This is a genomic window from Bartonella sp. M0192 (assembly GCF_016102305.1).
GTDB classification, from domain to species: Bacteria; Pseudomonadota; Alphaproteobacteria; order Rhizobiales; family Rhizobiaceae; genus Bartonella; species Bartonella apihabitans.
This window is the reverse complement of record NZ_JACFOU010000001.1, coordinates 2,387,874-2,402,937: the sequence shown is the minus strand read 5'-3', so window position 1 is coordinate 2,402,937 and position 15,064 is coordinate 2,387,874. Positions and strand designations below refer to the sequence as shown.

Below are 15,064 nucleotides of genomic sequence, written 5' to 3'. Positions count from 1 at the left end.
ATTTGTTACTGTCCCGAGTTCTGAAGGCTAGCGGGCGTTCGAGATTGTGCTTTTTTCAAGTCTTATGGGAATAGTCTTCTGTTGGTCAAAATTTTCCATGCAACCGGAAAGCGTTCCCAGATGCACAAGATTTTCCGAAAAGCGGAAATCGCGTGTAAAAATGGCAAGATTACCCCAAGGAATATAATAGGTAACGTCACCTTTTTTGGGATTAAATCCTTTTGGCTGTGTTTTGACATCAAGCTTTTTCGGCAAGGTGGCAATTTTTTCGGTTTTGTTAAAATCTTCAAGTGTGAGTTCGAGCGGCAACTCACTTATTAAATCACGCGCTTCATCGCTGTCATCAAGCTTGATCGTGCAGGTTTTTCCGGTATCGTTAAAAACAATATCGATCTGGTTCATGTCATTTTCACCTTTCAAAGTTTGGCTTTGCGCTTCTTCACTTGAAACAGCTAGAAATGCGAGAATTGAAAGGAAAAGACCTGAAAATAAACCGAAGAAACCGGTGGCAAGTCGCCTCACCAATTGTTTATGAAAACCTGCCATTCAAACAAGCCCCTCAATGTTGATGCGATAGGTCTTGGCTGCAACTTTATAAAACAGATTGTCTTTTTCTTCTTTTGATGCGCCCGAAACGCATAATTTTAACGCGTTCCATAGCGGCACATATCCGCATGAACGCCCGTCCATCGGATAATCGCTTTCCATCATCGCGCGTTCAACGCCAAAAGCTTCTATTGCTGTTTCAATATAAGGCCGCCAGAGTGTGACAAGCTCTTTACTGGTGACGACATCTTTACGCTCGTGCAAATTGAAACCGAAAAACGGCAGACCTAGCCCGCCAATTTTACAGACGACATTTTGTCGTTTTGCAAGCTCTCGAAGATTGTTTCGCCATGTTTGAAGCGCTTCTTTCTTTTCTCTCTCGTCAAGACCCAAAGCCATAACGTGCCCCATATTGTTCAACACAATAACAAGGTCGGGAAAAGTATCGGCAAGCTTCGCAATTTGTAGCAATTGGTGGTGAAAAGCGCCAATGTCGAATGTGAGATGGCGCTTTTCAACTTCGGCAAGACCTTTTGTAAAATCGGGGTGGTTTACAAGGTCATGCGGTGGCCTATTGGTCACAAATTTGAATGGCAACGGGCTTTTATCATCAATGATATTTTGTCTGACACCTTTAAAGCGAGTGCCTGCCCGTTCAAGACATGTATCAAGGAGCGGTGCAATTTTTTCGCCAAAACGCAAGTCGGCATATCCGACAATTCCATCCGCTACTTTGATTTTGCCATAAACGCCGCTGTCGGACATTGCCGCTACACCGTTTGCAAATTCTACTTCACCAACAGGGCGCATAACTTCCGGCCCTGAATGAGATATGAAAGCCTGTGTTTCTACATAAACCGAAGCGATAATATTATGGCCAGAGCGGGCATCTTCGAGATAATCCTTCAAAAGATAGGTAAGCGGAGGACGGTCGAAAAGGTGATGATGGGCATCAATGATCGGCTGAAGCGGTTCGATAATAGTTTCATCCTTGCCTTTGCCAATCTGGCTCATCAGAGATCACCTTTTCTTACCGTTAATTAATCGTCATCATGGTCGATGGCTTTGGCTTCTTCCGGCCCGTAACGGTCGCCATGAATTGGAATTGCCGACAAAGTGCGGTTGATTTTTTCAACATCCGCATCATCCAATGTAATATCCACGGCTGCGAGATTTTCATTAAGATGGGCAAGCTTCGTTGTGCCCGGTATTGGCACAATCCACGGATGTTGTTTTAGTAACCAGGCCAGTGCAAGTTGTGGTCCGGTGACACCTTTATCCAAAGCAAGTTTATCAAGTGCATCCACAAAGGGGCGGTTCGCTTTCATGTTTTCTGCCGAATAACGCGGCTTGCCATAACGCAAATCGGTTTTCATGAATTTGGTATTTTCGTTGAGGACACCTGTGAGATAGCCGCGCCCCAATGGGCTGAATGGCACAAAACCGATGCCCATTTCTTCAATTGCCGGGAAAATGCGTTTTTCGGGTTCGCGCCACATTAACGAATATTCGCTTTGTAAAGCTGTGACCGGCTGCACGGCATGAGCGCGCTTGATTGTTTTGACACTCGCTTCCGAAAGGCCGAAATGCAAAACTTTTCCTTGCCTGATAAGGTCTTTGACAGTTCCTGCCACATCTTCGATCGGTACATCCGGATCGACACGATGTTGATAAAGAAGATCGATATGATCGGTGCGCAACCGTTTTAATGAACCTTCAACAACAGCGCGGATATGATCCGGTTTGCTGTTGAAACCCGGTAATTGTTTTCCGTCTACAATGTTGAAACCGAATTTCGTTTCGATCACCACTTCATTGCGGAAAGGTTCAACAGCTTCGCCAACAAGTGTTTCGTTCAAAAGCGGTCCATAAACTTCCGCCGTGTCAAAAAGTGTCACGCCCTGATCGAAAGCAGTGCGGATGAGCTTGACCATTTCCTGATGGTCGGCAATCGGCCCGTGTGCACCGGTCATGACCATGCATCCAAGCCCCATAGCAGAGACTTCAAGACTATTTGCACCGGAACCCAGAACACGTTTTTTGCTTATCATTGTTGTTGTCCCTTTAAAATTCTTATGCGACTGCAATTCTTGTGCTCGTGCAGCTTGCGGCAGTGCTGTGAAAAGCGGCGCTGCCATCAATAGAGCCAAAGCGGTGAGAACCTGCCGACGGTTGCCATTCAACGAATGCATGTTTTTTAGTTGTTCCATCGTGTTCCATTCCTTCTAATTTTATTCCCTCCCTCAACTCCTTTAAATTTACGTCATGGGAAGAGGAATGTTTAGCGAGGTAGAATTGTTTGAAGTGATGAATAGAATTCATGAAAAAAGGAATATTAACCGGAATACAAAATGAAAGCCTGAGGCGAAAAAGCGAAAGTGAAAACGTGTGGCACAAATTTTATTCAAATCGTTTTGCGACCATTTTGTTTGAAATAATGCCAGTGTGCTTGGTTTTACTATTCATGAATATCAATCATAGCTTTAATAAAAAAATCGAAGAAAACAGAACGATAAAATATTGTTAAAAGTGGATTTTCGATGACCGGAAGATAGAGTTTTTCTTTCCCGATCAGTCACGGTTTTTTAGAGGTTTTGGTGAAGATGAAAATAGCAATTGTTTATCATAGTGGCTTCGGGCACACGGAAAAATTGGCGCATTATGTCGAAGAGGGAGCGAAAGAAGTACAAAATGCTGAAACATTTTTGATCGGGCTTGATGAAAAACCGGTCGATTGGAACCTGCTTGAAAATGTCGATGCGATCATTTTCGGCTCGCCTACCTATAATGGAACCGTGAGTGCACGTTTCAAACAATTCATGGAAGATTCAACCGGTCCGGCTTTTGTTGAACAGAAATGGCGCAACAAGATTGCGGCAGGTTTTACCAATTCGGGAGCCGAACATGGCGACAAGCTCAACAGTTTGATGACAATGAGCCTTTTTGCCGCCCAACATGCGATGATATGGGTCAATCTCGGTCTGCTTTCCGGTAAAACACGCAATGATCTTAATGGTATTGGAAGCTGGCTCGGTGCTATGGCGCAGTCGGACAATGCGTCACCGGATGTCACGCCGAAAATAGAAGATCTGAACACAGCCAAATATCTCGGTCATCATGTGGCGGAAATTACCAAACAATTTTGTAACGGCAAATAAACGGTTCATTGTATTGGTAGAGAAACAACGCCAAAAGCTTGGCGCTTTTTAAACCAGCTTACTCGCGCTTTCTTTAGGCATTTGTTTTTTCAAACTGAACGGCTAGTTGTTTAAATCTTAAAAGCCAATGCGCGTGTTACCTGCAAATATGCAGAGCTGGAAAATGCGTGGCTTAAAATGCCAATTCATGTCTGAAGTTTATTGCCGTTCGTTTGATCGTTCCTGTTTGATTCCAGCGCGAGGCAGATTATAAAAATCCTGTTTCTGGTTGTATGGTCTGATTTTGTTTAACCGAATGACGTGGTTAAAATCGAAAATAAAAAGTTTTTGGTCTTCGGCGTTGACAGAATAAAAGCTTTTCCGTTCTGTTTTGAGTTTTTGCAAAAAGTCATTACGGGGAATGAAAAACTTGAAACTGCAAATGTTCCTAAAAAATTTACGGGCAGATCGGCTTCTGCCCGCAAATATGCAATTGCTTCAATTCTTTGTTGCAGCACTCAAATAACGTTCGCCACTATCAGGGAAAATTGCAACAATCATTTTGCCTTTATTTTCTTCCCGTTCGGCAAGGCGGGTTGCTGTCCATAAAATGGCAGCGGCCGAAACACCTGGGAATATTCCCTCTGTCGTTAAGAGATCACGTTGAACATTAAGAGCATCCGCGGTGTCGAGTGAAAAAATTTCATCAACCACTTCTGCCGCATAGTTCTTTGGCAGAGACTCTGCGGGTACTTCGCTTACCTTGTGCACCCCGTCGATTTCATCCGGATAGGGATTTTCTTCACTTGGAAGCGAGGTTTCTGCCGGTTCTGCAATAACAACTTTGATTTTGGGATTTTTCGATTTCAAATATTTTCCGGTTCCCGAAACCGTTCCGCCTGTACCCATGGCACAGACCAGAATATCCACCTGACCGTCTGTATCTTCCCAGATTTCAGGGCCGGTCGAGACAATATGAACCTTCGGATTATCGGGGTTGGCCAATTGGTCGATAAAAAAGGCGTTCGGGTTTTCCGAAACGATGCGGGCAGCCATTTTTTCCAATGCTTCCGGATCCATGAAAAAAGAATTTTCAACCGGAACCACTTCCGCACCATAAAGCTTGAGAAGTTTTATTTTGTCGGCGCTGATATTATCGCTTACATAGAATTTCGTTGCATAGCCTTTGGCAGCCGCCACAGCGGCAAGCGCAATGCCTGTATTGCCGCTTGTAATGTCGACAATAGTATCGCCCTTTTTCAGCTTACCGGATTTTTCCGCTTCATTAATCATATTCAAAGCGGCACGGTCTTTGATACTGCCTGCCGGATTGAGATATTCCAGTTTGGCAATAATTCTTGATTTCAAATGATGTTTTTTGCCGTAATGATGAAGCTCGACAAGCGGGGTCTTGCCGACGAGTTCAGTAATATTGTTATGGATTTTCATGGGGATAATTCTCCGCTATTCTTCTGCCATGCCTTGGGGATTGGTTTCTGAAACGTCGAGTGCTTCATCTTCCTGATGCCATTTCTCGAGAATTTTTCTGTAAACTCCCGACTTTATAAGTCCGTTGATTGCAATTGTAACCGGTTCGGCAAGACCACTCGATTTTCTCGTCGCGACCGAAACGTCGGAACGATCGGGCCAACCGGCAAGAAGTGTCCCGACTTTGCGCAAATTGCCATCACGCAATGCCATGTAAGCCAGTTTTGCATGTGGAGCGACAATCACATCAGCCCGCCCTGACTGTATGGCAAGAAGTCTTGCAGCACTATCGTCATAGTCCTGAAGTGCTATCGGCTTCAGATTTTCACGAGTAACAATATCATTCCAACGCAACATAATGCGTTCCTGATTGGTTCCGCTGCCGACAACAACCCGATATCCGGCGAGGTCTTCGGGTTTTTCGACCTTTTTGATCGGGCTGTCGGTTCTTACGTAAAATCCATGGATACCCTGACGATAGCTGGAAAAATCGAACTTCTTTTTGCGTGCTTCGGTAACGCCGACATTTGCAAGCACCGCGTCATATTTGCCGGAAGATAAACCGAGTGGCCAGTCGACCCACGGAATGGGAACGAGCTCGAGCTTTTTACCTAAACTTTCGGCGATTGCGGAGGCAAAGTCCGCTTCCGAACCGATGGGCGTTTTGGCATCATTTGCATAAAACAATAATGGCGGGTCGCTCGGGGCAACAGCAACAGTAAATGTGTCCGGTTTGACAAAATGATAGTCTGGCGGAATTGCTTTGATTGCGTCGTCATTTTTGCCTACGTGAATGCGTCCCCTCTGTTCGGCAGTGGTGTCAAAAAAGGGTTTCTGGTCAAGCCCGTAAGCGTTGAGCACCGTTTCCGCAAGGAAGACGATGAAAAATAATGGAACGAAAATTTTGGTCTTCTTCATGGGGGGCCTCACGGTTAGCGTGACAACTTTATAGTTCTTTGACCGGAGTTCGACTTGCGCCGAACTCTTTTTGGCCGGACTGTTATTTGGCTTGATTTTTATTTAGCTTTAGGTTTCGGCAAGCCGGGAGGATTGATTTGCGATTGCGAAATGGCTTCTTCCGTCAAATTCCAACGTTTGAGGATTTTTTCATATGTTCCATCGGCAATTATATCATTGATACAATCCGAAACGGGTTTGGTGAGCGGGCTATTTTTAGGCAAACCGATACCGATATCGGCGGTTAGTGGCCAACCCCCGTTGATGGTGCCAACCAGTCTTGTTTTACCGGTTGTGGCGGCTACAAGCGATTGCATGGCGTTGACACTGAAAATGGCATCGGCGCGGTCGCTGTCCAAAGCCAGCGTTTGCAATGCACGGTCATCATAATATTGAACTTCTACCGGTTTCAAACCGTTTTTGACATTTTCATCATTCCACTGAAGCAGAAGTTTTTCCTGATTTGTACCGGCATCGGTAATTACCCGCAAACCGGCAATATCCTTTGCTTCTTTAATTTCTTTGATGGGGCTCGATTTCTTGACATAGATGCCGATGACATCGTGGCGGTAGGTAGCAAAATCGAATTTTTCTTTGCGCTCTTCAGTCACTGTCAGATTGGCAATGACACCGTCATATTTGCCGCTTGATAGACCCAACGGCCAATCTTCCCAATTGATATTGATGAATTCGAGTTTTTTGCCCATACGTTCGGCGATGGCTGAAATAATATCGGCATCCGATCCTATCCATGTTTTTGCGTCGCTTGCATAGTCGTGCAAGGGAAGGCTGCTGTTCGTGCTGAATGCGATTGTCAATGTATCCTTTTTCACGAAAGGCACATTGGCAACTTCGTTGGCGCGTTCCTGACTGAAAGTCGTATGCGGGCGACCGGGCTGTTCTACCGATAGATCAAGTGGCACAGTTTCAGACCACGATGCTTGCGAAAATGCCAAACTTGCCGCGATAAGCAGTGTTTTGACGCCGAAATTATTACCGAATAAACTCATAAAAAACCTCATAATATTTGGCAAATTGCCGATTTTTCAAAGTGGCGTATTATTTTAAAACCTTGTTTAAAAAGGCTTTTGTTCTTGCCTGTTTCGTGTGGTTGAAGACCTCTTCGGGACTTCCTGTTTCAACTATTTTTCCGCTTTCCATGAAGACGATCGTATCAGCGACTTCGCGGGCAAACCCGATTTCGTGGGTGACGACGATAAGTGTCGAACCTGTACGGGCGAGCTCTTTGATGACATCGAGCACTTCTTCGACAAGCTCGGGATCAAGGGCGGAAGTCGGTTCATCAAACAGCAGAACTTTTGGGCGAAGCGCCAATGCACGGGCAATGGCAACACGTTGTTGTTGCCCACCCGAAAGCTGCCGCGGATAAACATTGGCTTTGTCTTTCAAACCAACGCGGGACAGCAAATCAAGCGCTTCTTCAACCGCCTTTTTATGGGGAAGTTTTTTAACTTGCGTCGGTGCTTCGATAATGTTTTCGAGAACAGTCAAATGCGGAAACAAATTGAAATTCTGGAACACCATGGCAATATCGGCGCGTTGTTTCAGAATGTCTTTTTCTTTCAGTTCATAAAGCGTATTTGCTTCTCTGCGATAGCCGATCAATTCGCCATCAACATCAATAAAGCCGCTATCAACGCGTTCAAGATGGTTGATTGTTCTGAGCAACGTCGATTTTCCGGAACCGGATGGTCCAAGAATAACGGTTACACTCCCTGCCGGCACTGTAAGACTGACATTGTCCAACACTTTGTTAGCGCCGAAATATTTCGACACATTGTGAACATTGACTTCTGCACCTTCACCCGAATAAAGATTGCCAAAGGCCGGATGCTGGCACTCGTCAAGCGATGGATCCTCGCCCTCTGCCAAGTCTTCAATTTGATCGCTTAACGTCAATTTGTCTTCCGCTGTCGATGCCGACGGTATTTTTAAAAACGGGACATGACGGGCAAGGTTACCAAGGCCACGTTCAATCCGTGAAAAAGCCAGTTCCGAAGGATTGCGCACGGCGCCTTTTGCATAGATGCTTTCAATATAATACTGAACAATCGAAAGCACCGTCATAATGACCAGATACCAGACGGTTGCAACCATCAAGAGCGGTATTACTTCAAGATTGCGCCGATAGATAACCTGAACGGTATAAAACAATTCCGGCAAGGCCAAAACGTAAACCATAGAGGTTCCTTTGGCCAAACCGATAATTTCGTTAAAACCGGTAGGAAGAATAGTGCGCATGGCTTGCGGCAAGACGATGCGCAAGACTTGCCGTTTTTTCGATAGACCGAGCGAAGCGGCGGCCTCATGCTGGCCGTTATCGACAGACAAAATGCCGCCGCGAACGATTTCGGCAAAAAATGCAGACTGGTTGAGTGTCAAGCCGATGAAAGCGGCCAGAAAAGGTGTCAGCAAAGATACCATCGGGTAATTGACGAGTATTTCGCCATTCAACGGATTGGTGAGGCGGATACTCTCATAAAGATAGCCCAGATTGTTGAGAATGAGCAAAAGCACAATGAGCGGCACGGAGCGCAATAACCAGATATAGCTCCATGACAGGCCGGCAAGCAGCGGCGATTTCGAAACACGGGCCAATGCCAGACATGTTCCCAGCAATGAACCGGATATCGTTGCAAGGATGGTGAGCAAGATTGTGCGGCCAAGGCCTGCAAGAACCGGCTCGGAGAAAAACCATGTTGCGAAAACCGGCCAACCCCATTTTTCATTTGTTAAAACCGAATATAGAATAACCGCGATCACAAGAACAGAAAAAACCGTGCCGAACATTCGCAACGGATAGCGCGCGGGGACGACCTTGCAATCCGAGTATTGATTTGTTTCAGGGTCAAATTTTGCGGACAATTCGGGAGTGTGAATATCTGTTAGTGATGACATGGGGGCTCCTTTTCAAAGGCTTGTCGGCGGCAATGCGCTTTCGGCTTTGACAGGTGAGAATGACTGCAAATGATGATCGAGACCATGATCCCGATCAAGATTGTGTTCGTGATTTTTGTTGCGGATGTCTTTTTCAAAAGGCAAATGGCGATAAGCTTCCCAATCGCCATTCAAATCAAAAAGATTGGTATAGCCATTTTTCAGATAGAGATTGACAGCCTCCGGCTGGCGAAAGCCGGTGGTGAGATAAACGCGTTTATACCCTTGTAATTGCGCTTGCCGTTCGAGTTTGTCGAGAATGAGCGCCGCAAGGCCCTGACGGCGATAACCATTATCAATCCAGATGCGTTTGAATTCGGCTGTTGTGTCATCGAAAAATTTGAAAGCACCGCCACCGATCGTCTCATTTCCGTCAATCAAAAGAAGAAAATTTCCCCTTGGCGGGGCGAAGTCTTCAGCCGGATAGCGGTCGAGCTCGGCTTTGGCACCTTCTTCATCATAGAAGGTACCGTAGCGGCTATCATATTCTTCTATCAAGGCGGCGCGCAGCCGCGCGGCTCGCGGATCCTTGAGGCTCGTAAAAACAAATTGTTTCATTGCCTTTTCTCCCTCAGGAATTAGCCGCAAGAGGAAGAACGTCGTTATTTTCCCTTGTCAGTTGAATGGTCGTTTTTTGACTGGCAGCATCGACCGGTTGGCTTTTGAGGAAGGGAAGGAATTGGTCGACAGCCTTATCAATGCGGGAAATAAGATCTTGCGACTGGATTTCATTATCCGGCCCGAAATCACGTGATGAAGCATAAATAGCGGTTGGCAGGCTATGCGCCATGAAGAAACCGAAAAGCGGGCGTAATTGATGTTCGACCATCAAAGCATGACGGTCGCCGCCACCGGTTGCGGAAAGAAGAACAGGTTTTCCGTAAAGTCTTTCAGGCTCGATGAGATCGATGAAATGTTTGAATAATCCCGGATAACTGCCTTTATAGACCGGACTGCCGATAATAATGGCGTCTGCCAAAGTCAGCTCTTCAATAATTTGTTGGCCTTTCGGCTCAAGCTTGTCGGCACGCTGGGCAAGTCCCAGCGAGGTTCCGACATCCAGAAGATCATAGCTCTGAACCTCGGTACCGAATTTTCGGGCAACTTCCTTGCCTATGTAATTGACGAGAGCGCTGGTTTTTGATGGCCGGTTGAAACTGCCGGAAAAAGCGATCACTTTGCTCATGTTTTGTCCTTTCGGCTTCAAGCAGCAACAATTTGCTGTTTTTCGGCATAACGGTTCGAGGGAATGGCAAGGCCAAGATTTTCACGCAAAGTGTTGTGATGGAGCTTGCGATCGAAATAGCCGCGTTCTTCAAGGCGAGGCAAGATTTCGGCAGAAAAATCGTCGAAGCCTTGGCCGCTTACCTGCATAGTGAGGATGAAACCGTCGGCAGCGCCGCTGTCAAACCATTCGATAATGCGATTGGTAACGTCGTCATAACTGCCGATAAAATCGCCACGTTGGGTGGTTACCTTGAGTGCCACTTCACGTAAAGTCAGGCCTTTTTCTTTCGCCTCTTGCTTGATGTGGTCGCTCGTTGAACGGAAACTGTTTTTCCCGATGTCGCCAATTTCGGGGAAAGGTTTGTCGAGATCATATTGTGCAAAGTCGTGATGATCGAAATAGCGGCCAAGATAGGCAAGCGCATCTTCGATATTGACGAGATTGCGGATTTCGCGGAATTTTTCTTCCGCCTCTTCTTTGGTGCGCCCTACAATCGGGCTGATACCCGGAAAAATCTTCACATCATTGAGCGAGCGACCATGTGCAACCGCTCCATCTCTGATGCGCTTGGCATAGTTTCTAGCTTCGTCAATATCTCTGATATGGGTAAAGACCGCCTCGGCATATTTGGAGGCGAAATGAATGCCGGATTCGGATGCGCCAGCCTGGAAAATGACCGGTTCGCCTTGTAGGGAACGCTGGATATTGAGCGGCCCTTCTACCGAGAAAAACTTGCCGTGATGATTGACGCGGTGCATTTTTTTCGGATCGAAAAACTGGCCGGTTTCGCGGTTACGAACGAATGCATCTTCTTCCCATGAAGACCATAGCCCTTTGACCACGTCGATATATTCGCTGGCGATTTCATAACGCAATGTATGGTCGGGATGAGGACGGCCATAATTTTTGGCGGTCCCTTCAAGCGGGGTTGTGACAATGTTCCATGCAGCCCGTCCGCCACTTAAAAGGTCAAGGGACGCAAATTGGCGCGCAACCGTGAACGGGTCGCTGTAAGAGGTTGAAACCGTGCCGCCAAGACCGATTTTCGACGTATGTGCGGCGAGAAACGATAGAAGAGTGAGCGGTTCGAAACGGTTCAGAAAATGCGGAATCGATTTTTCATTGATGTAAAGCCCGTCGGCAACAAAAACGAAAGCGAGCCCTTCGGCTTCAGCACGTTTGGCAAGATTGACATTGTAAGCAATGTTGACACTCGCATCTGCCGGAACAGAAGGATGGCGCCATGAATTCATATGGCCGCCTGCACCATGAAGCATGATGCCGAAATTGATTTTATTATGCGTCATCTTAAATCTCCTCAATATGGGTCAGGCGGCGAGTTTTTCTTGCTCGAAAGCAAGAGCGCCAATTGCGTTGATACGTTCTTCGACACTGCTTGCAGGCAATTCCAACATGAATTCACCAATTCCGTACTGGTGATGAAGAGCTTGCAGCTCCTTGTTGACCGTTGCAGCAGTGCCAGCAATAATTTGTGTGCGATGTTCTTCGATGGTGTAATCGGAACGACCGGAAAGACGGCCGAAATCTTCTGCTGCTTCCAAAGTGGTGAGCGAAAATGTTTTGCCATCGGAAAAATGGATTTTATAAATGGCAATTGCATTGGCGCGTTCTTTTGCCCGCTTGTCGGATTTATCAATGACGGCGGCAAGCGCCAATTGCGGAACGCCACCGGAAGTTGCCCGACGAAAAGTGGAAACAGTATTTTTCAATTTTTCTTCGCTTCCGTTCAGATGACCGGCATAGCTGAATTGCCAGCCGAGGCGTGCAGCGAGTTTTGCGCTCTCGGCACTTGCTCCAAGCAGGAAGGTACTTGCACGGACTTCCGGCTTGGGCGTTGCGGCCAATCCGGCAAAACGCCCTTCCTTTATTTCCTCGCCGCCGAGGAGCTTGTCGAGAAGTTCCAGTTTCTCTTCGAAACCGATGCGGTTCTCGTCGGAAAATTCGGCCTGAAGTGCTGCTGTTGTATGTGGCAAACCACCCGGTGTTTTGCCGATTCCGAGGTCTACGCGTCCCGGTTCGATAGCCGAGAGCACATTGAAGACTTCGGCTATTTTATACGGACTATAATGTTGCAACATGACGCCACCCGAGCCAACGCGTATTCTGCGTGTTGCTGCCAACAGATAGGCAACAAGTATTTCCGGTGCGCTCGACGCAAATTCTTTGGAATGATGATGTTCGGCTACCCAAAAACGACGGAAACCGGCCGCTTCTGCTGCACGAGCTGTTTCTACTGCGTTGCGTAATGCTTGCCCGGCATTGCGGTTGATATCAAGCGGGCATTTATCCAAAAGGCTCAAGTCATAGACCATTATATAATCTCCTGCCGGTTAAACGGTTGTTCTGTCCTTATTCCTTCCGGACACCGTCTCGTTTTTTTATAATCGGCGGAGAATTTGGATTTTGATAGCCTATCCATTCTATAGTTTTTTGAAATGTTGAAAAACATTTCCCGTTTTTCTTAAATTTTTAAATTGGATTGATGGTCAATGAGCGTCGGAAAGGCGTATAAAATTTCGAACCTGTATCGTTCAGAGAATTTTAAACCAGCATCATTCAAAGAAGAGGTAACGATGGCCAAAGATATTCTTTTTCTATTGCCAAAGGCTTTTAAAGATCCGAACCAGCCTGATAAATTGTTTTATTGCCCTCACTGCTTGCCGATCGAAGGGGCACTTGCTTCCTTTAAAGATCAGCTTAAAGATCTTGATGTGCGCTATGCCGAATTCACCCGTCCGCGCCAAAACGTTATTGCGCTTGCCGGTGAAGACAATCAATCATTGCCACTTCTGATCCTTGGTGAAGGGCGTAAAACAGAACATAAAACCGGTGACTATAACGGTCATCAGCTCGTAGCGGGCGCAAAACCGATATTGGCAGCTTTGGCCGAGCTTTACGGCATTCCCGTCAGCCATTGATTGCGGATGCGAGATTTGAGAGGTCGATTGGGTGCAACCGGAATTGTTCATTGAAGAACGTCCGGTTGCGTTTCAAGCCAAGGCTCGACAATTCGGCCCTCAAACTAATTTCTGCCGAAATATTTTCAAATATAAAAGTGCCAAACAATAAAGGCATCGCCTTGGACAGTTATGCAGTGAAGAGAGTTATAGAAAATTGCTTTTCCTGACTTCTGCGGCAAAATCGGATAATGTTTTGCCCTTTGAAGAAAATTTGCCTTTATCTTTTTTAAAAGAATTGATTGAAAGACAGGCGCAATCGTTAAAGAAAACCGGACATGGCATAATAGCGTTTCCGGTTTTTTTAATTTTTCGTTCATGTGCTTATGAATCCGCATCCGAGTGTCGTTTCCGCGGGTGATAATTAAAAAGCAAGAAAGTTTGGTTGGACTTTCTGGCGCCCTTTTTGGCTCATGCAAGCAAATGACCTGTTGTTTCACAAAAATGGTGGTTTAAACGGATAAAAGAGTAAAACAAATTATGTTCCGGCTTTGCTTTTGAAGCGATTTATGATAGGAATATTGATGTTCAAGTTTTTTGAACGGATTAAATGAAATTTATATTATGAACTTGCAATGGTACTTCTTTGGCAAGCATGTAATTTATTGAATAAAAACACCTTTATAACAAAATTATTGTTCCTTTTACTGCGTCATTTTTGCCTCTTGTTTTGTTTCATTGTAAACACTAACTCAAAAAAACACCTCTGTTGAAAAGGAGAATTTTCATGACGAATAAAGTAGCTGTAGTCACGGGTTCAGGTCAGGGAATTGGCCGCGCTATTGCTTTGCATCTGGCAAAAGACGGCTTCAATATCGGTCTTGTCGATGTCAAGAAAGACAAGATTGCTGCTGTGGCGAAGGAAATCGAAGCTTTGGGGCAAAAAGCCACAACAATCACCGGTGATATTTCGCTGCGTGACGAGGTTTACAGCGCCATTGATAAAGCGGAAAAAGATTTGGGCGGTTTTGACGTTATGGTCAATAATGCCGGCATTGCGCAGGTCAACGCTTTGGCTGATGTAACACCTGAAGAAGTCGAGAAAATTTTCAAGATCAATGTTCAGGGCGCATTGTGGGGGATTCAGGCTGCTGCCAAGAAATTCATTGCCAGAAAACAAAAAGGCAAGATTGTCAGTGCTTGTTCAATTGCCGGACATGAAGGTTATGCAATGCTTGGCATCTATTCGGCAACAAAATTTGCCGTGCGCGCTTTAACACAAGCTGCTGCCAAGGAATATGCTTCTCAAGGGATTACAGTCAATGCCTATTGCCCGGGTGTTGTGGGGACAGATATGTGGGTGGAAATTGACAAACGCTTCCACGAGACCACAGGTGCGCCGCTCGGTGAAACCTATAAGAAATTTGTCGGCGGCATTGCGCTTGGCCGCGCCGAAACACCGGATGATGTGGCAAATCTCGTTTCGTTCCTTGCAAGTCCGGCTTCCGATTACATTACCGGTCAATCCATTTTAACTGATGGCGGTATGGTTTATCGTTGATAAAAAAGAACTTTTTATATTATTTTCGAGCATTAAGGCCGTTTTTAAAACGGCCTTTTTGTTTTTCAAAATGAAACGGTTATGAATAGTAGGAATTAAATTTTTATTATAATTGTTGTTCAATTTAATATACTTAATGAAATTTATTTATTGAAAACAAATTATATGTATAAATTCATAATTAACCGAAAATTAACCATATTATAATTTTTAATATTTATAAATATATATTTACAAAACAACAATATGAAATTTATTAAAGCCTCTTCCA

The 15,064-nt window shown here is 45.6% G+C and carries 14 protein-coding genes; 3 read left to right on the top strand and 11 right to left on the bottom strand.

Features of this window, described 5'->3' with window-relative positions; translation table 11 throughout:
* Positions 1–27: 27 nt before the first annotated feature.
* From H3S82_RS10285 to H3S82_RS10275, 3 genes are read right to left on the bottom strand one after another with little or no spacing between them, the layout of a single operon-like run.
* On the bottom strand, positions 28–546 hold the full coding sequence (locus tag H3S82_RS10285) for a cyclophilin-like fold protein (RefSeq protein WP_198232391.1): 519 nt from the start codon (positions 544–546) through the stop codon (positions 28–30).
* Entirely contained in the window at positions 547–1,560 is a 1,014-nt protein-coding gene (locus H3S82_RS10280; RefSeq protein ID WP_198232390.1) for an amidohydrolase, read from the bottom strand.
* Positions 1,561–1,586: 26 nt separating this feature from the next.
* The gene (locus H3S82_RS10275) at positions 1,587–2,597 is read right to left on the bottom strand and encodes an aldo/keto reductase (protein ID WP_077994663.1); all 1,011 of its coding nucleotides are present in this window, start codon (positions 2,595–2,597) and stop codon (positions 1,587–1,589) included.
* A gap of 552 nt (positions 2,598–3,149) precedes the next feature.
* On the opposite strand from H3S82_RS10275, the gene H3S82_RS10270 reads away from it, so the two are divergent.
* On the top strand, positions 3,150–3,704 hold the full coding sequence (locus tag H3S82_RS10270) for a flavodoxin family protein (RefSeq protein ID WP_198232389.1): 555 nt from the start codon (positions 3,150–3,152) through the stop codon (positions 3,702–3,704).
* Between the two features lie 477 nt (positions 3,705–4,181).
* On the opposite strand, the gene H3S82_RS10265 is transcribed toward H3S82_RS10270, so the two are convergent.
* From H3S82_RS10265 to H3S82_RS10230, 8 genes are all read right to left on the bottom strand, one after another.
* Positions 4,182–5,132, bottom strand: coding sequence for a PLP-dependent cysteine synthase family protein (locus tag H3S82_RS10265; RefSeq protein WP_198232388.1), 951 nt, complete (start codon positions 5,130–5,132; stop codon positions 4,182–4,184).
* A gap of 15 nt (positions 5,133–5,147) precedes the next feature.
* Complete coding sequence (locus tag H3S82_RS10260) at positions 5,148–6,089, bottom strand: ABC transporter substrate-binding protein (protein ID WP_198232387.1); 942 nt, start codon at positions 6,087–6,089, stop codon at positions 5,148–5,150.
* A 98-nt stretch (positions 6,090–6,187) separates the two neighbouring features.
* Entirely contained in the window at positions 6,188–7,138 is a 951-nt protein-coding gene (locus H3S82_RS10255) for an ABC transporter substrate-binding protein (protein ID WP_198232386.1), read from the bottom strand.
* A gap of 49 nt (positions 7,139–7,187) precedes the next feature.
* Complete coding sequence (locus H3S82_RS11345) at positions 7,188–8,939, bottom strand: amino acid ABC transporter permease/ATP-binding protein (RefSeq protein ID WP_370541286.1); 1,752 nt, start codon at positions 8,937–8,939, stop codon at positions 7,188–7,190.
* A 120-nt stretch (positions 8,940–9,059) separates the two neighbouring features.
* Entirely contained in the window at positions 9,060–9,644 is a 585-nt protein-coding gene (locus H3S82_RS10245; protein ID WP_198232384.1) for a GNAT family N-acetyltransferase, read from the bottom strand.
* A gap of 13 nt (positions 9,645–9,657) precedes the next feature.
* The gene (gene msuE / locus H3S82_RS10240; RefSeq protein WP_198232383.1) at positions 9,658–10,272 is read right to left on the bottom strand and encodes an FMN reductase; all 615 of its coding nucleotides are present in this window, start codon (positions 10,270–10,272) and stop codon (positions 9,658–9,660) included.
* A 17-nt stretch (positions 10,273–10,289) separates the two neighbouring features.
* The gene (locus H3S82_RS10235) at positions 10,290–11,621 is read right to left on the bottom strand and encodes an LLM class flavin-dependent oxidoreductase (RefSeq protein WP_198232382.1); all 1,332 of its coding nucleotides are present in this window, start codon (positions 11,619–11,621) and stop codon (positions 10,290–10,292) included.
* A gap of 21 nt (positions 11,622–11,642) precedes the next feature.
* A complete protein-coding gene (locus H3S82_RS10230) occupies positions 11,643–12,647 on the bottom strand; it encodes an MsnO8 family LLM class oxidoreductase (RefSeq protein WP_198232381.1) in 1,005 nt (334 codons plus the stop codon).
* Positions 12,648–12,908: 261 nt separating this feature from the next.
* On the opposite strand from H3S82_RS10230, the gene H3S82_RS10225 reads away from it, so the two are divergent.
* Entirely contained in the window at positions 12,909–13,253 is a 345-nt protein-coding gene (locus H3S82_RS10225; protein WP_198232380.1) for a DUF3088 domain-containing protein, read from the top strand.
* A gap of 766 nt (positions 13,254–14,019) precedes the next feature.
* Complete coding sequence (locus tag H3S82_RS10220) at positions 14,020–14,793, top strand: acetoin reductase (protein ID WP_210326687.1); 774 nt, start codon at positions 14,020–14,022, stop codon at positions 14,791–14,793.
* The last annotated feature ends 271 nt before the right edge of the window (positions 14,794–15,064 follow it).